Genomic DNA, 21212 nt, shown 5'->3' with positions numbered 1-21212 from the left:
AGCGCTATTATCGCGAAAGTGCGGGCACGGGCTTACGGATGCTGCGAAAGTGGCTGACCTTGCGCGCCGGCATAGAACACGATCAGCGTGACCGGGCTGTCGCCGGTCACGCCGCGATGCACGCTGCCCACCGTTTCGGGCAGCACCTGGCCCGCCTTGACGGTCATCTTTTCGCCGCTCGGTTTTTCGACGGTGATCTCACCGGATTGCACGTAGCCGGCGTTCGGAATCGGATGCTTGTGCCACGGCAACTCGGAGTGCGCGGGAATCTCGATCTTCAGCACCGTCAGTTGCGGCTGGCCCGACGGATAGGACTCGTAGCGCGTGCCATCCCACGAGCTGTCGGTTTTCAGCAGCGTTTCGATGTGGATACCGGCGGGCGGCTGCTGCGCAAAAACGGCGCCGCTCAATGCCGCGCCGATGGCGAGCGCGGCCAGTTGGCGCGACAGACGACGGCGGGTGGTGGCGAGGGTATACATGGTTGGATCGCTCCTGAGAAACTCGAATAAAAAAACGGCGGGCTCGAAGCGCCGGAAATTGTCTTGAACAGACACTTACCAGGACACCTGAACCCGCCGCTTCATTCCATTATCGAGTCTGCGCGCAATGCGCCACGACCCTCGAGCCGCGTCCCACGCCGTGTCGCGCGCGGGAGGCGGCTCGACTCACCGGGCTCAGCCCAGCGACGTCCAGCGCTCGCCGAGGCCACCGATGATCGACGCTTCGTCGAACCGGTAAGCCATCAGCGCGGCAAAGCCACGACGGCCATCGATCGAGGCCGGCGCGCTGGTGAAGCCGTGCTTGGCCATCAGTGCGGCTTCGATCGCGTCGGCGGCAGCCTTGCCGGTTTCGATTGCAGCAAGCGTGTCGCCGGCGTTGTGCGCGAGGCCTGCGGCCTGCGTCGCGGCGATACCCAGTGCGTGGCGCGTACGCGTTTCGTCGAGCTTCAACAGACGCGCGACGGCCAGCACCGCGCCGAGCACGCCCAGCGACGATGCCACGTTCCAGCGCGTGCGGAACTCGTCGCTATCGACTGCGGCGAGAATCCGCGCCGCTGCTTCGATACCGATCGCAGCAGCCGCTGCAATGTCTGCTTCCGACGACGACAACAACTCGCCCGTCGCGATCACGGCAGCCAGCACCGGCGTGGCGCTGCTTGCCTTCTGCGTCGACAGTGCGGCGCCGAGAGCCCACGCACGCACACGTGCGTCGTGCGGGCCACTGCCTTGTTGTGCGAGCAGCGCGGCAACTTTCTTGCCGGCATCGTCGAGGGCGGCGAAGCTCGCGCGCGCCTGGGCGAGCGCACCCGCCGCGGCGTCGGCTGCGTGCGCGCCGGCGGCCTGAAGCGAGCTCGTCGCGAACTTCACGAGCGCATCGGATACGGCGGATTGGGCGGCGGGATTATGCATGTTGAGTGTCCTTTTTCGGGGCGCAAAGCGCGAAAAGCGTATCGAGGTTCGGCGCATCGGCCAGGCCGTCAACCACAGTGGCGAGCTGCGCTGCAACGCCTTCGCCCAGCAGCGGATCGATCAGCAGGCGCACCTTGTCCATCAGTTCTTCGTCGGTCAGCGGGCGTGCCAGCGAACCGCGCGCGTGTTCGACGTGATGTTTGACAACGCTGCCATCCTTCAGGCGCGCTTCGATAAACACTTCGTCGCGGTTCACGGTCGCGTCCGGCGCGAGCGTGGTTTTCGCGCGCATGGCCGTGACGTCGGCCTTGACGACGCGTTCGTCCTCGTACTGCGCGAGGCCGACCACCTTGTCGCACAGCGCGGCTGCGACCCCGTGAATCGCCGAGAAACGCGCCTGCAGGCCGTCCTTCGGCTGCGGGTTGCCCATCAGTTCCGGCACCAGCGGATGGCAGCGCAGCGTGATCGCTTCGACGTCGTCCGCATTGGGGATCTTCTGCGACAGCGACAGGCCGCCGTCGATTGCCGGGTGCGCGACGATGCCGCACGGGAACGGCTTGTACGTGTTGAACAGCAGTTCCCAACGCTCGCCGAACGCGCCGTTCATCAGATCGAAATCGACCTTGGTCGACATCGAATGCGAATAGCCGCCCTGCGCTTCGAAGATGTCTTCTTTCGCGCGTTGACCTTGCTGCGCAAGACGCGCGGCGGCGATGCCGTTCGACGCGGCCTTGCCCGGGTGATACGGCTTGGTCATCGTGCCGAACGCTTCGCGCATGCCGACGAACATCGAAGCGGCGATCGACACGGCTTCGGCCAGTTGTTCGGTGGTGAGGTCGAGCAGCAGGCCCGCCGTCACGGCGCAGCCGATCACGCCGCAGGTGCCGGTGATGTGCCAGCCGCGGTCATAGTGCTCCGGCGAAATCGACACGCCGACGCGCAGTTGCGACTCGCAGCCGAGCGCGAACGCCATCAGCGCCTTCGCGCCGCTCGGCTTGGTCTCGGGCGTGAGCGCGGTCAGCACCGCGAGAATCGACGCCGCCGGGTGAATCACGGTGGCGAGGTGAGTGTCGTCGAAGTCGTCGAGGTGACCGGCGAACCCGGTGGCCAGCGCCGAAAAGTGCACATCGACGCGCTCGGTGCGGCCCGGCACGGGCGCCAGCGCCGCGACGCCCAGATCGCGTGCGGTGCCGAGGATCGCGTCGACGCCGGGGTGCAGTGACGCCCCGATCGACGTTCCAACCACATTGATGAACGAACGCCTGGCCTCCCGCTCTACCTCGGCGGGCAGCGGACGCTGCGCGAGCGCATGGAGGCCCTGCGCAAATGCGGCGGCGACAAAACTCATTGAGACAACTCCTCGAGACGAACGCCGTTGGTTTTCGGCCCGAACAGGCCGACCATCACGACGATCACTAACATGGCTGACGAAATCAGCACGAATACGGCGGCCACGCCCGACTGCTTGAGCAGCGCCGCCACCCAGAACCCTACGAAAATCGAACTGACGCGGCTCCAGCTGAACACGAAGCCGACCGCGCGGGCGCGGATGCGGGTCGGGTACAGCTCAGCCTGGTATGTATGGAAAATGCCGATCAGCCAGTTGTTGGCGATCGTCACCGCGCTGCCGCACAACAGGATCATCGCCGGCTCGCGCGCGCTGCCGAACACGAGGCCCGCGCCCGCCACCACCAGCGCGCAGCCGACCAGCTGCCACTTGCGCTCGACGCGCTCCGCGAAGGTCATCGCGCCGATTGCGCCGAGCGGCGTCGCGAATGCGATCACCATCGTATAAAGCAGCGAATGCGTGACCGTGATGCCCTTCGAAAACAGCAGCACCGGCACCCACGAGCCAAAGCCATACACGCCGAAAGTCTGGAAGAAATTGAAGAACGACAGCATGATCGTGCGCGGCAGATAGCGGCCCTTCCACATCTCCGACCACGAGCCTTGCGCGGCACCCGTCGCGTGATGCGCGTTCTGCGCAGCCACCTCATCGACTAGCGGCGCTTCGAGCTCGCGGCCAGTTTCTGCCACCACGCGTGCCTCGATCTGATCGACGATCGCGCGCGCTTCGGCAATCCGCCCCTTGCTTTCGAGCCAGCGCGGCGATTCCGGCAGGCCGCGCCGTACGAACCAGATCGCGATCGCGCCGGCCGAACCGATGATCATCACCCAGCGCCAGCCTTCGAGCCCGAACACCACTTGCGGCACCAGCATGTACGCGAGCACCGCGACCACCGGCACCGACGTGAGGATCACCAGGATGCTGAACGCCATGTACTTGCCGCGCGTGCGAAACGGCGTCAGCTCGGAAATGTAAGTGTCGACAGTCAAAAGCTGCACGCCGATCCCCGCGCCGGCGACGAAGCGCCACACGTCGAGTGCTTCCGGCGAATGCTGGAACGCGGCCACGAAGGTCGCGATCGAGTAGATCACCATCGCGCCGGTAAATACCGCGCGCCGCCCGTAGCGGTCCGTGATGCCGCCGAGCGCTACCGTGCCGACGAACATGCCGGCAAAGAACGAGCCGAGAAAGCTCGCGAAACCGTTGATGTCGAACAGGCCCGCTGTGGTGGTGCGGTACAGCCCGCTGTGAATCAAACCCAACGACACATACGCCGCCATGAACAGCTCATAAAACTCGAACCAGCCGCCAACCGCGATGCGCGCGACCAGCCCGCGGAAATAACGGGTGGGCGGCAGGCGGTCGAGCCGCGCCGAGACGCTCGCTTGCGCTAACGCCTGCGTAGCGAGCTCCTTTTCCATATACATATCGTCTCCTGTTTCCCCGGCAATGCGGTACTCAAATTTCTTTAGTGTCGACACTTTGAGGCAGTATAGCGACCAAATTGCAGTAGACTCAAGCAGAAAATGGCCAAGTGTGCACACTTTGGTGACTTGTCATACCAGTGCGTCAGGGCTGGCCATGCTGTTTTGCTAGAATCTGGCCTCGCGAACCGCGCAGGCAACGAGGTCGAGAGGAGATGCGATGGACAAGGAAGGACAAACAAGCGCGGCGGTAGAAGAAAACGACTCGCCCAACGACTCGCCGCGCGTCGCGGAGGTGGTCGACTGGGTGGCGCGCGGCATCATCGAGGGGCGGCTGCAGCCGGGCGACGACCTGAACTCGGTCGACCTCGCAAAACGCTTCAGCCTGAGCCGCACGCCGGTGCGCGAAGCGCTGTTCGTGCTGTCGCGCGAGGGGCTGGTGGACTGGTCGCCGCGCCGCCGGCCGCGCGTGTCGACGCTCGACATCAAGAATGTGCGCGAGCTGTACCAACTGCGCGCGATGTTGTATGCGCAGGTGTCGCACGCGATCGTCGAGCATGCCACCGCGGACGACATCGCCGCGCTATGGCGCGCGCACGCAAAGCTTGCCGAAGTAGCCGCGCGCGGCGACGTAGATGGCTATTTCTGGGCCAACGTCGCGTTTCGCGACGAAGAACTGCGTGTGAGCCGCAACGGCATCTTCAAGGAAGTGCTCGATACGCTGAGGTTGCGCACCAACCGGCTGCGGCATCTGAGTACGTCGCTGCCCGGGCGTCTGCAGCGCTCGTGCGCGGATCATCAGCGGCTGTGCGAAGCGTATGAAGAGCGCGACGGCACGCTCGCCGCAGCGTTGAACCGCTCGATCGTGCTCGGCGCGCTGCATGCGATCGAACAGGCGTGGCAACACGAGCCGGGAAAGTTCTGAGGGCGTAAGGTCGAAAAGCCCTGCTTCCTGTACCACCTCGCACGGCCCGTTTTTGCGTTAATACGTTCATGCGCTGCACTGTCGTCCCGCGATATACAGCACACGCAGTGCACCTCCAATCACGCAGACGAGGTTCAGCATGAACGTATTTCGCTTCGCTGAAGCACCCTGGCACGCTTCGGAAGGCCGGCTGCCCGCCGCCGTGGAGCCGGCGCCTGCCGCCTTGCGCGGCGAACCGCCACGCGGGTCTGCCTATGCGGGAGCACCAATCGTATCCGCCATCGTCGGCCGGCAGGCCTTCACATCTGCGCAACGCTCGCCTCTGTTGCCGCTGTCCCATCACGCCGGTATCGCGTCGACACAACGCGGCACGTACGCCGGCGTGCGCATACCGGTGCCGGAAATCCGCACAGGACAGCACGACATGACCACCGGCCAAACCGGCGTGCGTCTGCTCGAAAGCATTCGCGGCCGCAGCGCAGCGCAAGCTCGCACACGCGACGGCATCGAAACCGGTTTGCGTGGCGGCAGCCCGGGCGACCGGCTTGAAGCCGGACATCAGGATCTGCTGCAAAAGCGCGACGCGCAATACCGGATGCTCGCGGACCTGGCGAGCAGCGAACGCGACATACAGGTGGAACTGGAACGGATGGAATTGGACATCCCGGGTCTGCAGGCGGAGATAGCAGCGCTACGCGAGCGCGGAGAAGACCCCGGCGCACACGAGCGCATGCTGGCCTTGACGCAAGATCGGCTGACCCAGTGGCAGAACCTCTTGCGAGACGCGCGCACCGCGCAACGTGCAACCATGAGCGAGCTGCGCGACACCCAGCGCAATCTCGAAGTGTTGGCGCAGTTGCGCCAGCAGAACGCCGCGGGGCCATCCGGAGCCGGCCGCAGCTAGGCCGCGACCAACGTCGCACAAGCACGCCGCGCAGGCAAGTCGCGCAACCAACGTAGGCAACGCAGACAGCTGAAGCTGCTCGACTAACTCACGCGACCGAAACAACCCAGGCCACTCGATCCACGCCACCGCCACGGCGGCGCGATCCGTCGTTACTGCTGCACCACCTGACGCAGCAGCGCCGGCACCTGCTGCAACGGCGCGAGCAGTTGCGCATCGACGCCATAGGCGGGCAGCGTCTTCGTCACATCCTGATAGTCGATGAACACATGCTGCGCATCGTCCTGCCACACCACCGCGCGCAGCGGCAGTTCGAGCGCCGCATGCGGATTCGCGGCCATCACCGGCGTGCCGCCCTTCGGATTGCCGAACAGGAACAGCCGCGTCGGGCGCAGCGGCATACCGACTTGCGCGGCTGCCTCGCTCTGATCGATGTCGGCGAATAGCGTCACGTGGTGCGTGACGAGCGCTTCTTTCAGCCGCGCGACCGTGGTGGCGAAATCGTAAGGGCTCGGCAGCGTGACGAGTGCAGCGAGGCTCGCAGCGGATGCGTGACTCACGCGCGATGCGTCGGGCGCTTCGGGTGCATCGGATGCAGTGGCGGCTCGGACAGTCATGACGGCTCCAGTCATCGAAAGAATGAATACGATCAGCGGCGCAGCGTACCGCAGGCGTGCTGCGCGGCCAGCTAGACGTAACGTCGTTGCAGCGGGTTCCCGGCGCATCATCGCGCAGCCTCCGGCGCCTGCTGCGGGTACAGTTGTTCGAGCGCCTGCTGGAAGGTCGCCGCCGAAAACGGCCCGAGATGCGAGGCGACCAGATGCCCCTGCGCATCGTAGAACAACGTCGTCGGATACCCTGCCGCGCCCACCGCGCGCGCCACTTCGAGCCTTGGGTCGAGCAGCGAATTGGCGATGCGGATGTCGTGCGTCTGCAGAAAATTTTCGATGGTGCCGGCCGTCTCGCCCTGATTGACGAACACCATGTCGATGCCCGCGTGCTCGGCCTGGGCTCGCGCCAACGCCGGCATCTCTGCCTGACACGGCGGACACCACGTCGCCCACAGATTGACCACCAGCGGCTTGCCGTCGTGCCGCGCGAGCGTCTGCCACTGTCCGCCGCCATCCGCCAGCCGCACGCCCGGCACCGTCTGCGGCGTCCGTGCATGTTCGGCCGCGGCGGTGGCCACACTCCAGGTCGCCACGCCGGCCACCAGCGCCGCTACCAGCGGCTTGCGCACCGCGCGGCGGCGCAGCAGCGCCCACGCCGCCACGGCCGCACCCGCGACCACGCCGGCCAGACCATCGAAGCCCAGATCGCGGAAATCGAGCATCTTCAGCAGGTTGCCTTCATACGCGGGCAGATAGCGTCCGACAAATACCAGCCGCGCCGCCACGAGGCCAACCAGCAACGCGGTGAAAACGGTCTGGTCCACGTTTGCCGCGGCCTTGCCGGCGAAGCGTGCGGCCAGCAGCGCTGCGATCACGCTGGCGAACAGGATCAACGGGGTGATGGGCAGAGAAAAAAATCCGAGATTCATCCGGGGTTCGTCCGAGGTGCGTCGATCAGCACGTGCCACGTGCATCAGGAAAAAGACACTTTCTGGCGCCAGTGTAGCCGTGCGAGCCGCCCGGGCGCATGCTCGAACGTCTCAAGCCTATGCCTGTTCGGCTCGACTCGCGCACGCACGGCCGCCGCTGCCGACAGCCGCCAACAGCGGCCGCCACCGCCACTGGCTGCAAGGGTCGCACGGCGATCATTCTCGTTACGAGAAGAATCCTTTGGGCGCGCCGCGTATTCAGTGATGCGCCGTGCTTGCCTACACTGCGAAGCAGGGGCACGGATCGTCCGGCGCCCACCAGCATATGAGACCGATATCACCATGAAGCTCTACTACCACCCGCTTTCCGGCCATTCGCATCGCGCCCGCCTGCTGCTGTCGCTATTGGGTGTCGACCACGAACTGATCGAAGTCGATCTGTCCGCCAACATGCAGAAGTCGCCGGAGTTCCTGAAGCTGAACCGTTTCGGGCAGGTGCCGGTGCTGGTCGACGGCGACCTCGTGATCGCCGATTCGAACGCGATCCTCGTGTACCTCACGCGCAAGCTGGGCAAGACCGACTGGTTGCCGGATACGCCGGCGGCCGAAGCGGCCGTGCAGCGCTGGCTGTCGGTGGCGGCCGGCGAGATCGCCTACGGCCCGGCGGCTGCACGCCTGATTACCGTGTTCAAGAGCGATTACCGCGCGCCTGAAGTGATTGCCCGCGCGCACCGGATTCTCAGTCTGCTCGAAACCGAACTCGCCGAGCGCGCGTTTATCGTCGGCGCGAAGCCGACCATCGCGGACGTCGCGCTGTACAGCTACATCGCGCGCGCTCCGGAAGGCAACGTCGACCTGTCGGGCTACCCGCACGTGCTGGCGTGGCTCGCGCGTATCGAAGCACTGCCGGGCTTCGTGTCGTTCGTCAACACGCCGGTCGGGCTCGCGGCCTGACCTTGGAAGACATCGGCTGTAGCACCACATGACGAACAGGCCCGGCATGAGCCGGGCCGCAGGAGTGCAAGCATGGACGCGATCTCCCCCGCCGTACGCGACAAAACCGACACCACGCCGTGGCACAAGGGCGAGGTGGAACTGCAGCAGCGCGTCGGCGTCGCCGAGCGGATGGCCGAGATCGGCACGCGGGTAGTGCGCACGTTCATGCCCGACCAGCACCGCACGTTTTTCGCGCAACTGCCGTTCGTCGCGTTCGGCGCGGTGGACGACGACGGCGACGTGTGGGCCACGATGCTCGCCGGGCGGCCTGGCTTCATGCAGTCGCCGAACCCGCACGCGCTCGACGTCAGCGCACTGCCCGACCCACGCGATCCGGCTTACGCCGGCGTGCATGACGGCGCAGCAGTCGGCCTGCTCGGCATCGAGCTGCACACGCGGCGCCGCAATCGCATGAACGGCGTGGTGCGCGGGCGTTCGGCGAGCGGCTTTTCGATCGGCGTCGACCAGAGCTTCGGCAATTGCCCGCAGTACATCCAGCTGCGCAGCTTCGAATTCGTGCGCGAGCCGATGCAGTGGGCCGATGACGCGCCGCAGTACAGCAACACGCTGAACGCTCGCGCCCGCGCGATGATCGAAGGCGCCGACACGTTCTTCGTGGCGTCGTATGTGGATCGCGACGACGGCCGCCAGGTCGACGTATCGCATCGCGGCGGCAACACCGGTTTTGTTCGGATCGGTGCGGACGGCGTGCTGACGGTGCCGGACTTCGCCGGCAATCTGTTCTTCGCGACGCTCGGCAATTTCCTGATCAACCCGCGCGCGGGGCTGGTGTTCGTCGATTTCGCCAGCGGCGACGTGCTGCAAATGACCGGTGACGCGACGGTCGATCTCGACTCCGCGGAAATCGCCGCGTTTCAGGGCGCGGAGCGCCTGTGGCACTTTACGCCACGGCGCATCGTGTATCGCGCCGGCGCGCTGCCGCTGCGCTGGAGTTTCAAGCAGGACGGCTGGTCGATCAACTCGCTGATGACCGGCAACTGGCGCGAAGCGGCGAGCCGCGTGAAAGCAAGCGAGCTTGCCAATGCGTGGCGGCCGTTTCGCGTGGCGCAGATCGTCGACGAGAGCAGCACGATCCGCTCGTTTCATCTGGAGCCGATGGACGGCGCGGGGCTGGTGCCGCATCAGGCGGGCCAGTATTTGCCGATTCGTGTGACGCTGGCGGATGGGGCTGATACTGCGGGGGATGGTGCTACAGCCGGTGGTGCTGCACACGGAGATGACGCCGCTGCCGATAGTGCCGTGCCCGCGCAAGCCGGCGGCACCATCGTGCGCCGAACCTACACGCTGTCGTCGGGCCCCGCGGACAGCGCATACCGGATCAGCGTCAAGCGCGAAGGCCGCGTGTCGCGCCATCTGCATGACACGCTGCAAGTGGGCAGCGTCCTCGAAGCGCGTGCACCGGCGGGGCACTTCACGCTCGATGCGCACGAGCGGCGCCCGGCGGTGCTGCTGGCCGCGGGCGTCGGCATCACGCCGATGGTCGCGATGCTGCGCGATATCGTCTACGAAGGGATGCGCACGCGGCGCATGCGGCCGACGTGGCTGTTTCAGTCGTCGCGCACGCTGGCCGAGCGCGCGTTCGGCGAAGAGTTGAACTATCTGGAGCAAACCTCGGACGGCGCGATACAGGTGGTGCGCGCGCTATCAGACCGGCGCGGCGCACAGTCCGGCAAGGACTACGACCACGAAGGCCGGATCGACATCGAACTGCTGCGCGACACGCTGCCGTTCGATGACTACGACTTTTATCTGTGCGGGCCGGCCGGGTTCATGCAGTCGCTGTACGACGGCTTGCGCGATCTGAACATCGCCGACGAGCGGATTCATGCGGAAGCGTTCGGGCCTGCGTCGATGCAGCGCCGGCGCGCGGAGCAGGCTGAGGATGCGAGGCCGGCACTCCTGCCGCCCGCGGAGCAGCCGACGCCGGTGATCTTCGCGAAGTCCGCGAAGGAAGCGCGCTGGGCGCCGGGCAGCGGCTCGCTGCTGGAATTGGCGGAAGCACGCGGCCTCGCGCCTGAATTCAGCTGCCGCGCCGGCAGTTGCGGCAGTTGCCGCACGCGGATCGTCGAAGGTGCGGTGAGCTATGCCAATCAGCCGGAGTTCAAGACGGCTGACAACGAAGCGCTGATCTGCTGCTCGGTGCCGGCGAAACAGGAAGACGGCGTAATGAAGCCGCTGGTGCTGGATTTGTGAGCAAGGCGCGCTGCGAGGAAGGCGCTGCTGGCGCTGCTGGCGCTGCTGGCGAAGCTGCGAGCAAGCGCTCCGGGCAACGCGTTGCGCGTAAAGCTGTGAGCAAGCGCTCCGAGCAAGGCGCTCTGAGCAACGCGCCGCGAGCAAAGCTGCGAACAAGGCGAGCCTGGCAACGCGCCATGAGCACGACGCGGCGACGCCGCCCGCGCCAGCTCAAAACGTCAGATTATGCAGCTTGCGCACGCCGTCGACCAGCCACTGAAACAGCGAATGTTCCTGATTGCCGTTGACCGGCGCCGCGGCGGACAGCTTGAGCAGCGTGTCCTTGCGCCGCGCCACCAGTTCGCACATCTGCCGCGCCACCTCCGGCCTGCGCTTGAGCACCGGCGTCAGATGTTCCTTGCCTAACTGGAACACGATCACGCGGGTCAAGGCCGACACTGTCACACGCATCGGCTTGCCCGACAGCAGCCCGATTTCGCCGAGCGTATCGCCGGGGCCAAGACGCGACACTTCGACTTCACCGTCGGTGGAATCGACGACCGTGACGCGCAGAATGCCCGATTCGACGATCGTCAGCCGGTCGGGCACCTGCTCGGGCGTCAACAGCACCGCGCCCATTTCATATTCTTCGCGCGTCAGGAGCGGCGCGAGTTCATGCACCTCGTCGCGGTCCAGCGCGGTGAACAGGTCGACGCGCCGCACCAGCGCCTCGCGCGGGTCTTCGCGCAACGAGGGCACCGCCGGCACGCCGAGCGGCCGCATGTCGACCCCCGCCGCAGCCAGATGCCGGTAACACAGGTCATACAGATCGTTGCCCACAGGCGTCTTCTTGCCCATCTCGTTGACGAACACGGTCACCTCGTAAAGGATCGAGTTCATCGAGCTGCGCTTGGCCTGCACGTAAGGCGCGGGGTCGGTCATGATCGACGTCAGGCTGCCGTAGGCGCGTTCGAGCGCGCCGATCACAGTGGCCGGGCGCTCCTGCGGCGACAGTTCGAGCCCCACCGTCACGCCATGCAGCGCGCCGGGCCGGCTCTTGTTGGTAATGTTGGTTTTCGCGGCCACCGCGTTGGGCACGATCACGACATTGCCCTGCGAAGTGAGCAGATGGGTGGCGCGCCAGTTCATCTCGACCACCCGCCCTTCGACGTCGGACATCTCGACCCAGTCGCCCACTTCATACGGCTCGGTCGTGTTGATCACGATGCCGGCGAACACGTCGCTCAGCGTGCTCTGGATCGCCAGACCGACTACGATCGCCAACGCGCCGGAAGTCGCGACCAGCCCGCGCACCGGCAGTTCGAGCACGAAGCCGAGCGAAGCGACCACCGAGGCCAGAAACACCACCGCGCCGAACACATCCTGGAACAGACGCTGGCGGCGCCAGCGGCGCGGCAGCAGCAGCGTATCGAGCGCGAGACTCAACAGGCGCGCGCCGTTCAGCCACCAGACGATTTCCAGCACCTGGCCGAGCAGATGCAGCGGCATCGCGCCGAAACCGGGCGCCTGCGAAAACGGGCTGAGCCCGGAGTCGAACAGGATGTAGCTGAGAATCGTGAATAGCAGCAGCCGCACGAACAGTCGCGCGACTTCGTTTTGCGGCCGGCCGAAGCGCCACACGGCAAGATCGGCGGCCAGCGTCAGAAAGCCGAGCAGCAACGGATGATCCAAGGCATCTCCATGCGAAGAAAGTCGCGCGGCAGCGTGCCGCGGCGCCGGATCATCATGCTGGGCGCGACACGAGAGCGCAGGCGCTCACAGTACCATGCAGTGCAAGAAGCTTGCCGCAGAGGTCCCGCGCGCGCGGCGGCATGCACCGCGGCACGCGGGCAAGCGCTTTACTTGACGATGCCGAGCAGTTCGACTTCGAAGGTCAGGTCGCTGTTGGCCGGAATCGTGCCGACCGCGCGCGAACCGTAGGCGGTTGCCGCCGGGCACGTGAGTTTGGCCTTTTCGCCGACCTTCATGGTCGCCACGCCTTGCGTCCAGCACGGGATCACGCGGTTCAGCGGGAACGTAGCCGGGCCGCCGTGCTTGGCGGACGCATCGAACTCGGTGCCGTCGGCGAGCGTGCCGCGATAGTTCACCTTGACGACGTCGGTAGCCGCCGGTTGCGCGCCGCTGCCGGCCGTCAGATGCTGGACGACCACGCCGGACGGCAGCTTCTCGGTGCTGCCTGCGGCGTAGGCGCTGCTGGCAACGGTTGCGACGAGCGCCGCGGCAAGCGCGAACAGTGCATGTTTCATGGATATCTCCTTGTGAATGGGCGGCGCTATTGTAGCGAATCGCTTCTGCAGCGAAATGTCATTCACGTTGGGAGAAGGAGCGGCGCGAAACGCCGGGGCGACCGGGGTGTGCTTCGCGCCGCTGCTTTGTGCTGCCTGGGCTACTCGTTGCGCTGCTCCTGGCGCTGCCGCTTCGTACCGATGGGTTCTGGTTCGCGCCGCCGGCGCATCGACTTCGAGGCATTGCACCGGCGGCGGCACCCGACGCGCTACTTGACGCTGCGCGCCGGCACGTTGCCCAGCAGCGGCCCGAGCCCTTCCGCATAGGTCAGATGCGAAATCACCGCGTCGCGCAGCTTCGTGTACGGCAGGTCCGCCAGCATCGCCGTCTGCATCGCCGCCATCACTTCGCCGGATTCCGCGCCGAGCATCGTGAAACCGAGAATGCGATCGTCGTCGGCTGCCACCAGCACTTTCATGAAGCCGAGCGTTTCGTCGGTCGCTTCGCCGCGCAATACGTGGGTCATCGGCAGCCTGGCCACGCGCACCGCAATCTGCTGGCGCGCCGCTTCGCGTTCGTTGAGCCCGACGTGCGCGAGCGGCGGGTCGGTGAACATGCAGTACGGCACCAGCCGATCCTGCGTGCTGCGGCTGCCGCCCGCCATGTTGTCGCGCACGATGCGAAAGTCGTCGACCGACACGTGCGTGAATTGCGGGCTGCCCGCGCATTCGCCGATTGCCCAGCTATCCGGCGCGCTCGCCTGCAGTTTTTCGTTGACGCGCACGAAACCGCGCTCGTCGAGCTCGATGCCCGCCTTGTCGAGGCCGATGCCGGCAGTGTTCGGAATGCGCCCTGCCGCGACCAGCAGATGGCTGCCTTCGACGCCCTGTTCACCGCCGCTGGTACGCACCGTGAGGCGCACGGTCTGGCCGGATTGCCCGCTGACCTGGGTGGTCTGCGCACCCAGTATCACCTCCACGCCTTCGTCACGCAGAATGCGCAGCACTTCCTCGGCGATGTCCGGATCCTCGCGATGCATCAGCTGCGGATTGTGATCGACGATCGTCACGCGGCTGCCGAAACGCCGGAACGCCTGCGCAAGTTCGATGCCGATGTAGCCGCCGCCGAGCACGATCAGATGGGCCGGCTGCTGGTTGATTTCGAGCGCTTCGATATGCGTCAGCGGTTTGGCGTCGGCGAGACCCGCGATGTCCGGAATCGCCGCATGCGAGCCGACGTTGATGACCAGCTGCGTGCCCGTCAAGGTACGCGTGCCGCCATGGTTGAGCGTGACTTCGATGGTTTTCGGCGCGATCAGGCGGCCGCTGCCCATCACCAGTTCGGCGCCACTCGACTCGTAGAACTGCAGGTGTGCTTCGACTTCGCGTTGCACCATGTCGCGCTTGCGCTGCAAGACCTTCGACAGGTCGGTGCTGACCGGGCCGGTCTGCGTGCCGAAGTCCCCGGCGTGATGCGCGAGGTGCGCAATGCGCGCGCTCCAGATTTCGTTCTTGGTCGGCAGACACGCCACTGCGGGGCAGGACCCGCCGACCCATTGGCGCTCCACCACGGCTACGCGTTGCCCGCTGCGCCCCAGATGCCATGCGAGCAGCTTGCCGCCCTGACCGCTGCCGAGAATCAGGGTGTCGAAATGTTCGGGATTGGCCATTCACTCTCTCCGTCGTGATTGCCGTGATCTCATGAAATCGCCCGTGCGATTTCACAAAAGGCGCGGACATTGTCACGGTCCGGGTCGCGGCCGGTTTAGCAGAATGCGCAAGCCTTAGCGAGTTCGCACGGGCGCGGATCGGGCGATACCCAGGCGGATCCGGGCGGATACACGCGGGCAGAGGCGGAGTCTGCGTTGCTAACTTTGCGCTCATTGTGTGCCGCTACGATGCCCTTCATCCGAGCCGCACCGCATTGTTCGCCGCACCGGCAAAGGCAAAAGCAGGCTCTTGTTCAGGAGACACTGATGAACTTCTACCCGTCACTCTCGCTGTTTTTTGCAGTCGGTATTGCAATGGCCTCGCTGGCCTGCCTGCTGGCGGTGGCCGTGCGCGAAATCGACGAACGGCTGATGAAGCGCGCCTGCGAAAAAGCACTCGCGGCACATGAAGCCCGGCGAGCGCAGTATTCGCCGCGCATGCGCACCGCGTTCGAAACCACCGATGCGCCGATGCACGGAGCCACACGCGAAGCGGCGTAAATCTCAGGCCAGAACGTGCCCGTTCAGCCTTTCGCTTCGACCAGCTTCTGATGCATCTCGCGCGTCAGCATTTCGATGCGTTCGCTCAGTTGCCGCGTGGTTTCGGTGAGTTCGGTGTTCTGGCGCAGCAGCGCGGATAGCTGCGCAGTCTGCTCGGCCATCTGCGTCTCGCGCATTTCAGCGGCGTGAGCGAGCGCCTCGCGATGCTGCGCGTCCGCTTCTGCCGCGGCCTTGTCGCGATCGGCCTGACGCGTCTGCGCCAGCAGAATCAGCGGCGCCGCATAAGCAGACTGCAAGCTGAACGCAAGATTGAGCAGGATGAACGGATAGACGTCGAACTTGACGAGGCCCACTACATTGATCAGCACCCACACGGTCACGATCGCCGTTTGTGTGAGGAGAAAGGTCGGCGTGCCGAAGAAACGCGCGAACGCTTCCGCTTTCAGTGCGAACCACGCATCGCCGAACGGCGAAGCAAGATGCGCATGCCCGACGTGAAAGCGCAACGGATGACGCTCGGGCGCGGTGGGAGGCGTTGCCTGCGGGGAAGATGGATCGAAGCTGGGCATGTTGGCGAAACCGGCTGCGCGCGCACGGCGCATGGTGCAAAGCGGAAAATGTACTACAGCCACGCGCGGTCGCGGCGCGCGTCCCGCTCGGCCTTGCGGTGCGGGCGACTGCGCTTAGGTGGATGGTGTCGCGGGCGGTGTTGCTGGCGGCTGTGGCTGTGGCTGTGGCTGTGGTTGAATCTGTGGCTGCAGCAGCGCTGGCGCGACGCGCACGCCCGGCAAACGGGCAAGCTGAGGCATCGCGTCGCGCACGAACTGCAGCATCGTGGCGGCTGCCGGCGACAACGATTTACCCTGGCGGCGCAACACACCCACGGTGCGCTTCAGTTCGGGCTGCGATAGAAGGCGCAATTGCAGCCGGTCGAGCGGCGCACGCTGCGCGGCAAGCGCCGACATGATCGACACCCCCACGCCGCGCGCCACCAGCGTTTCGATCGTCGCCGTGTTCGACACCCGATAGCGCGGTTCGCGTACCTCTTCGCTCAAACCCGGCGTGCGGCTCAACTGGTGCTGCATGCCGAGATCGGGGCTAAAGCCGATCACGCGATAGTTCGACACGTGCTCCCACGTGAGTTCGCCATCGATACTCGCCAACGCGTGATGCGGCGCGAACACCACGCCATACGAATCTTCGAAGAGCGGCTCGAACACCAGTTCCGGATCGTGCTCCCACGGGCTGCAGATGCCGAAGTCGACGTCGCCGCTCACGATGCGCTGCTGCACCGATTCGGAATTGTCTTCGCGCAGATAGATGTCGATGTTCGGATAAGCCCCGATATAGGCGGCCACCGCTTCGGGCAGCAGCAGCGCCATCACCGAAGGCACCGCCGCGACGCCCACCCTGCCGCGTTCGCGCTTGCCGAGCGCGCGCATCGCGCGGATCGACGAATCGAAATCCTGCAAAAGCCTTTCAGCGGCCGGCAAAAACTCGTGCCCGGCCTGGGTGAGTTCGATGCGCCGCGTCGAACGATCGAACAGCGCGACGCCCAGATCGTCCTCCAGATGGCCAATCGTCAGACTAAGCGCCGATTGCGTAACGAACAGCGATTCCGCCGCGCGCGTCAGGCTGCGATGCGCAGCCACTTCGACGAACGCGCGCACATGACGGATCGAAAGCCGTTTGGAAGATTTCTCACTCATCAGTTTTACTCGTGAATCAAGCGATTTATATCGATTGTAGCGGGGTATCACTCGCCACTAGACTCGCGGCACGGATTGTCCAAAGGAGACTTCGATGTTGGTGGATTTGCGCCGTTACACGATCGTGCCGGGCCAGTTGAAGGCCTATCTGGCGCTGTACGAAAAGTTCGGCCTGCCGGTGCAGCGCCGGCACGTAGGCGACCCGCTCGGGTATTTCATTTCGGAAGTCGGCACGCTGAACCAGGTCGTGCATCTGTGGGGCTACGAAAGTTTCGAAGATCGTCAGCGCCGCCGTGCGGCCATGGAAGCCGACCCGGACTGGACTGAGTACAAGAAGATGACGGCGCAAGGGTTTATCCAGCGCCAGGAAAACCAGCTGGTGCAGTCCGCACCGTGGTCGAAGATCTGAAGCAGAGACCGATACGATGAAAGTCATTATTTCCGACGACTATCAGGATTGCGTACGCACGCTCGACTGCTATCCGAAGCTCGCGGAGCAGTTCGACGTGGAGATTCACAACGACACGCTCGAAGATATCGATGCACAGGCACAGCGTTTCGCCGATGCGGATGCACTGCTGCTGGTGCGTGAACGTACGCCGGTCGGCGCCGAACTGCTTGGGCGCCTGCCGAAGCTGAAGTTCATCAGCCAGACCGGGCGCGCTGCGAATCACGTCGATCTGGCCGCCTGCACCGCGCGCGGCATTCCGGTTTCCTCTGAAGGCTCGGCCACTACCGCGGCTGCAGAACTGACGTGGGCGCTGGTGATGGCATCGATGCGCAAGGTGCACGTCGAAGCCAACCGCCTGAAAGCGGGCCTGTGGCAAGGTCATCTCGGTATGGGCCTGAAAGGCCGCACGCTCGGCATCGCAGGCTACGGCAAGATCGGCAGCGTGGTCGGCGGTTACGGGCGCGCGTTCGGCATGCGCGTGGTCGCGCTCGGCGATCACGAAACGTCGCGTGCGGCCGCAGCGGCCGATGGCGTCGAAACCGAAAACGACCGTCATGCGTTCTTCGCACAGGCCGATGTGGTGTGCTGCCATTTGCGCTTGCTGCCCGCTACGCGCGACTCGATCACGCTGCAGGATCTGGCCGCGATGAAGCCGTCCGCGCTGTTCGTCAACACGAGCCGCAGCGAAGTGATCGCGCCGGGTGCGCTCGAAGCAGCGCTCAACGGCGGCCGGCCCGGCTTTGCCGCGATCGATGTGTACGAACACGAACCGATCTACGGCGCCGACCATCCGCTGCTCAAGTTCGACAACGTGCTCGCGACGCCGCATATCGGCTACGTCGAGAAAGACACCTACGAGCATTACTTCGGCATTGCGATCGAGCAGCTGCTTGCGTGGAAGGCGGGGCAGCCGATCAACCTGCTCAATCCGCAAGCGGTCAACGCAGCAGCGGGCTAAATCAGACCAGGCGCGCACGCACGCGAATGACCTACGACGGCGCGGCCCTGTAACGGCCGCGCCAGCATCAGGAGACAGACTTGAACCACACACTCGAAACATCTACGGTAAGCCGCGTTTACCGGCGGCTCGTGCCGCTGCTGTTCGTGCTGCTCATCATCAATTACATGGACCGCGTCAACGTCGGCTTCGCCGCGCTGCGCATGAACCATGAGCTCGGCTTCAGCGCTTCCGTGTTCGGCCTCGGCGCAGGCATCTTCTTTATCGGCTATGCGCTGTTCGAGGTGCCGAGCAATATCGCGTTGCATCGCTTCGGCGCGCGCATGTGGATCGCACGGATCATGATCACGTGGGGGCTGATTTCGGGCGCGCTCGCGTTCGTGCATTCGCAGACCTCGTTCTATGTGCTGCGCTTTCTGCTCGGCGTGGCGGAAGCGGGCTTCATTCCGGGCGTGGTCGCTTATCTCGCGTTCTGGTTTCCGGTGCGCTACCGTTCGCGCGCGAATGCCGGCGTGATCATGGCCACCGCGATCGCCTCGGCGATCGGCTCGCCGCTGTCGGGCATCCTGATGCATGCGCTAGACGGCGTACACGGCTATTCCGGCTGGCGCTGGATGCTGCTGCTCGAAGCAGCGCCCGCGGTGGTGCTCGGCTTTTTCGTGCTGTACTGGCTGACCGATCGGCCGCAGAACGCGACGTGGCTGCGCGACGATCAGCGCGCGTGGCTGGTCGCCGAACTCGCCGGCGAAGCGGGCAAGCTCGAAAAGACCGCCAGCCTGCCGTTCTCGAAGATCGCGGTGATGCCGCGTGTGTGGAGCCTGTCGCTGCTGTTCGTGTGCTTTCTGACCGCGTTCTATGGCGTGCTGCTGTGGCTGCCGCAGATCGTCAAGAACATGGGCTCGCTGACCGATTTGCAAGTGGGCTTCGTCAGCGGGCTGCCGTTCTGCTGCGCGGCGGTTTCGATGTATCTGGTTGCGCGCCGCTCGGACCGGGTCGGCGAACGCAAAATGCACATTGCCGTGTGCATGACGGTCGGCGGCCTTGCGTTGCTGGCGTGCGCATTCGTGTCGCAGCCGCTTATCGGTCTGGTGCTGCTGTGTATTGCCGCGGCCGGCATCTGGGGCTGCCTCGCGGTGTTCTGGACGCTGACCGGTGAATTCCTGACCGGCGCCGCGGCTGCGATCGGGATCGCGCTGATCAACACCATCGGCCAGTTCGGCGGCCTGCTCGGGCCGTGGCTGGTCGGCATCATCAAGGACTTTACCGGTCACTTCGGCGTGGCGCTGATCGCGCTGGCGGTAGCGGCGTTCCTGGCTGCGCTGATCGCGTTCATGTTGCCGGAGCGTGCGCCGGTGCGCGACGATGAAGAAGTGCTGACGGGTTCGAGCACGGTGCAATGATGAATGGGCTTGCCGCGGCGGTGTAAGCGGCAAGTCGTGTAAAGTCGCGGCGAGTACGGCCGGCGCTGCGTTCAGGGCGTCAGGTTATGCTCGCCGTTTTTCGTTGCCCGCAATCCGAAACCTCATGACTACACCCCCTGTTCTCGACTTCGCCGCGCTCACCGAACTCGCCACCGCTTCGGAGCGTGTTTCAATCGACTGCACGTGCGTCGCCACACCGACCGACGGCTGGCAAACCCTGCCGCTATCGATGCCCGTCGCGCAACTGCACGAAGTGGGCACGCTCGTCACCGGTGACGAAGACGAGCCGAGCTTCGCCGAGTATCACCCGCACGGCACGCGTTACTGGGCCGCAGAGGCACCGATCGCGCCGCGTTATTTTCCGTACAACCGCTGCAGCGTCTCCGAATGCACAGTGTGCGGCCGCTGCTATCTGCGCTATACCGAAGGCGGCGGCTACTTTGTCGATCAGCGAATCCGTTTGCTGAAGGCGTCCTTGCTCGCCGACGCTGCGCTGTAGAGGTCACGCGCGCCGCGCTCGCGTATGGGTCGAACGCTGCTGCGGCGTATTCGCGGCCTTGCCCGACAGCGATGAATTGACCGGATTCCTGATCCTAGCTACAGTGGCCCGTGCAAAACACCGTATTCACGGTGCATGTTGCGCTGTCTGCCGGTGCGCACAGTCACGCGCAATCGCACCCCGGCGCACACCGCACTCTCCGCCACGATAAGAGCTGCACGAGCAGCAGGAGCACGAGCCGATGTCCTTTTCTCCCATCGTTCCGCCACCACGCTTTCGACTCTCCGACGCGGTTTGCGACCAGCTCGAGCAGTTGATTGTCGACGGAACGCTGCGGGCGGGCGAAGCCCTGCCGTCCGAGCGGGATCTCGCGCAAAAGCTGAACGTATCGCGGCCTTCGCTGCGCGAAGCGCTGCTGCGGCTCGAGGGCAGCAAGCTGATCCAGTCGAAGACCGGCGGCGGCTACGTGGTGGCCAATTCGTCCGCGCCGATGATCGCAGACCCGCTCGCGCACCTGATGGCGCGGCACCGCAAGGCGGCCGGCGATATTCTGGAAATGCGCGAAGGGCTCGAAGCGATCGCCGTCGAGCTCGCTGCGGTGCGGGCGACCAAAACCGATCTGCAGAACATCAAGGAAGCGCTTGCCGCGCTGGAGACAGCCTTCAGCAAGGATCATCCGTACGACATCGCGGACGGCGAAGTCTCGCTGCCGCAGCTCGACGGCGCGTTTCACCTGCGGATTGCCGACGCCACGCACAACATCGTGCTCGTGCACGTGATGCACGGGATTCACAACCTGGTGCAGAAGTCGATCGAAGAAACTTACGCGACGTTCAGGAAGCGCAATGCCGACCTGTTCTATCTGGTGCAGCAGCATCGCACGATCTATGAAGCGATTCGCAAGCATGATCCGGCCGCGGCGCGCGCCGCGCTGGGCACACACCTCGAGTTCATTCGCGAGAACGCGTCGCGGTAGCGG

The 21212-nt window shown here is 65.1% G+C and carries 21 protein-coding genes; 10 read left to right on the top strand and 11 right to left on the bottom strand.

What is annotated here, in order from left to right; genetic code table 11:
• Nucleotides 1-32: 32 nt before the first annotated feature.
• From ACYVNQ_RS21590 to ACYVNQ_RS21575, 4 genes are all read right to left on the bottom strand, one after another.
• Nucleotides 33-479, bottom strand: a complete 447-nt coding sequence (locus ACYVNQ_RS21590; RefSeq protein ID WP_460904620.1) for a cupin domain-containing protein — start codon at nucleotides 477-479, stop codon at nucleotides 33-35.
• Between the two features lie 195 nt (nucleotides 480-674).
• On the bottom strand, nucleotides 675-1409 hold the full coding sequence (locus ACYVNQ_RS21585; protein ID WP_460904619.1) for an MmgE/PrpD family protein: 735 nt from the start codon (nucleotides 1407-1409) through the stop codon (nucleotides 675-677).
• The gene (locus ACYVNQ_RS21580) at nucleotides 1402-2757 is read right to left on the bottom strand and encodes an MmgE/PrpD family protein (RefSeq protein ID WP_460904618.1); all 1356 of its coding nucleotides are present in this window, start codon (nucleotides 2755-2757) and stop codon (nucleotides 1402-1404) included. Before ACYVNQ_RS21580 ends, ACYVNQ_RS21585 begins: the two co-directional genes overlap by 8 nt.
• Nucleotides 2754-4184 carry an MFS transporter gene (locus ACYVNQ_RS21575; RefSeq protein ID WP_460904617.1) on the bottom strand — a complete coding sequence of 477 codons (1431 nt, stop codon included), beginning with the start codon at nucleotides 4182-4184 and terminating at the stop codon, nucleotides 2754-2756. Before ACYVNQ_RS21575 ends, ACYVNQ_RS21580 begins: the two co-directional genes overlap by 4 nt.
• Nucleotides 4185-4401: 217 nt before the next feature.
• Here ACYVNQ_RS21575 and ACYVNQ_RS21570 point away from each other — a divergent pair, with 217 nt between their 5' ends.
• Both ACYVNQ_RS21570 and ACYVNQ_RS21565 read left to right on the top strand, forming a co-directional pair.
• Complete coding sequence (locus ACYVNQ_RS21570; protein ID WP_460904616.1) at nucleotides 4402-5106, top strand: GntR family transcriptional regulator; 705 nt, start codon at nucleotides 4402-4404, stop codon at nucleotides 5104-5106.
• A 139-nt stretch (nucleotides 5107-5245) separates the two neighbouring features.
• On the top strand, nucleotides 5246-6010 hold the full coding sequence (locus tag ACYVNQ_RS21565; protein ID WP_460904615.1) for a hypothetical protein: 765 nt from the start codon (nucleotides 5246-5248) through the stop codon (nucleotides 6008-6010).
• 152 nt (nucleotides 6011-6162) lie between these two features.
• Here the strand turns inward: ACYVNQ_RS21565 and ACYVNQ_RS21560 are convergent, their stop codons facing one another.
• Together ACYVNQ_RS21560 and ACYVNQ_RS21555 are read right to left on the bottom strand one after the other, a co-directional pair.
• Nucleotides 6163-6627 (bottom strand): DUF302 domain-containing protein, encoded by a 465-nt coding sequence (locus tag ACYVNQ_RS21560; RefSeq protein WP_460904613.1) that lies wholly within the window; start codon nucleotides 6625-6627, stop codon nucleotides 6163-6165.
• A gap of 107 nt (nucleotides 6628-6734) precedes the next feature.
• Nucleotides 6735-7550 (bottom strand): TlpA family protein disulfide reductase, encoded by an 816-nt coding sequence (locus ACYVNQ_RS21555; protein WP_460904612.1) that lies wholly within the window; start codon nucleotides 7548-7550, stop codon nucleotides 6735-6737.
• A gap of 342 nt (nucleotides 7551-7892) precedes the next feature.
• On the opposite strand from ACYVNQ_RS21555, the gene ACYVNQ_RS21550 reads away from it, so the two are divergent.
• Nucleotides 7893-8504 (top strand): glutathione S-transferase family protein, encoded by a 612-nt coding sequence (locus tag ACYVNQ_RS21550; RefSeq protein ID WP_460904611.1) that lies wholly within the window; start codon nucleotides 7893-7895, stop codon nucleotides 8502-8504.
• 72 nt (nucleotides 8505-8576) lie between these two features.
• On the top strand, nucleotides 8577-10760 hold the full coding sequence (locus ACYVNQ_RS21545; RefSeq protein WP_460904610.1) for a 2Fe-2S iron-sulfur cluster-binding protein: 2184 nt from the start codon (nucleotides 8577-8579) through the stop codon (nucleotides 10758-10760).
• A gap of 210 nt (nucleotides 10761-10970) precedes the next feature.
• Here ACYVNQ_RS21545 and ACYVNQ_RS21540 read toward each other — a convergent pair whose 3' ends face one another.
• From ACYVNQ_RS21540 to ACYVNQ_RS21530, 3 genes are all read right to left on the bottom strand, one after another.
• On the bottom strand, nucleotides 10971-12431 hold the full coding sequence (locus tag ACYVNQ_RS21540) for a mechanosensitive ion channel family protein (RefSeq protein WP_460904609.1): 1461 nt from the start codon (nucleotides 12429-12431) through the stop codon (nucleotides 10971-10973).
• A gap of 167 nt (nucleotides 12432-12598) precedes the next feature.
• Entirely contained in the window at nucleotides 12599-13006 is a 408-nt protein-coding gene (locus ACYVNQ_RS21535; RefSeq protein WP_460904608.1) for an FKBP-type peptidyl-prolyl cis-trans isomerase, read from the bottom strand.
• 248 nt (nucleotides 13007-13254) lie between these two features.
• A complete protein-coding gene (locus tag ACYVNQ_RS21530) occupies nucleotides 13255-14655 on the bottom strand; it encodes an FAD-dependent oxidoreductase (protein ID WP_460904607.1) in 1401 nt (466 codons plus the stop codon).
• A 306-nt stretch (nucleotides 14656-14961) separates the two neighbouring features.
• Between ACYVNQ_RS21530 and ACYVNQ_RS21525 the strand changes: the two genes are divergently transcribed.
• Complete coding sequence (locus tag ACYVNQ_RS21525; protein WP_460904606.1) at nucleotides 14962-15195, top strand: hypothetical protein; 234 nt, start codon at nucleotides 14962-14964, stop codon at nucleotides 15193-15195.
• A gap of 23 nt (nucleotides 15196-15218) precedes the next feature.
• Here ACYVNQ_RS21525 and ACYVNQ_RS21520 read toward each other — a convergent pair whose 3' ends face one another.
• Nucleotides 15219-15764, bottom strand: a complete 546-nt coding sequence (locus tag ACYVNQ_RS21520; protein WP_460904605.1) for a DUF1003 domain-containing protein — start codon at nucleotides 15762-15764, stop codon at nucleotides 15219-15221.
• A 114-nt stretch (nucleotides 15765-15878) separates the two neighbouring features.
• Nucleotides 15879-16904, bottom strand: a complete 1026-nt coding sequence (locus tag ACYVNQ_RS21515) for a LysR family transcriptional regulator (protein ID WP_460904604.1) — start codon at nucleotides 16902-16904, stop codon at nucleotides 15879-15881.
• A 94-nt stretch (nucleotides 16905-16998) separates the two neighbouring features.
• Between ACYVNQ_RS21515 and ACYVNQ_RS21510 the strand changes: the two genes are divergently transcribed.
• The 5 genes from ACYVNQ_RS21510 (at nucleotide 16999) to ACYVNQ_RS21490 (ending at nucleotide 21209) form a co-directional block, all read left to right on the top strand.
• Nucleotides 16999-17313: an NIPSNAP family protein gene (locus ACYVNQ_RS21510; protein WP_460904603.1), complete on the top strand. Its 315-nt coding sequence runs from the start codon at nucleotides 16999-17001 to the stop codon at nucleotides 17311-17313.
• Nucleotides 17314-17329: 16 nt separating this feature from the next.
• Nucleotides 17330-18313: a D-2-hydroxyacid dehydrogenase family protein gene (locus ACYVNQ_RS21505; protein ID WP_460904602.1), complete on the top strand. Its 984-nt coding sequence runs from the start codon at nucleotides 17330-17332 to the stop codon at nucleotides 18311-18313.
• Nucleotides 18314-18393: 80 nt separating this feature from the next.
• Nucleotides 18394-19713: an MFS transporter gene (locus tag ACYVNQ_RS21500; protein ID WP_460904601.1), complete on the top strand. Its 1320-nt coding sequence runs from the start codon at nucleotides 18394-18396 to the stop codon at nucleotides 19711-19713.
• 124 nt (nucleotides 19714-19837) lie between these two features.
• Nucleotides 19838-20233: a hypothetical protein gene (locus ACYVNQ_RS21495; protein ID WP_460904600.1), complete on the top strand. Its 396-nt coding sequence runs from the start codon at nucleotides 19838-19840 to the stop codon at nucleotides 20231-20233.
• A 241-nt stretch (nucleotides 20234-20474) separates the two neighbouring features.
• A complete protein-coding gene (locus ACYVNQ_RS21490) occupies nucleotides 20475-21209 on the top strand; it encodes a FadR/GntR family transcriptional regulator (protein WP_460904599.1) in 735 nt (244 codons plus the stop codon).
• Nucleotides 21210-21212 lie beyond the last annotated feature (3 nt).

This window comes from Paraburkholderia jirisanensis, from assembly GCF_054782355.1.
Note: the sequence above shows the minus strand (reverse complement) of the source record. Positions and strands in the feature narration are given on the sequence as shown.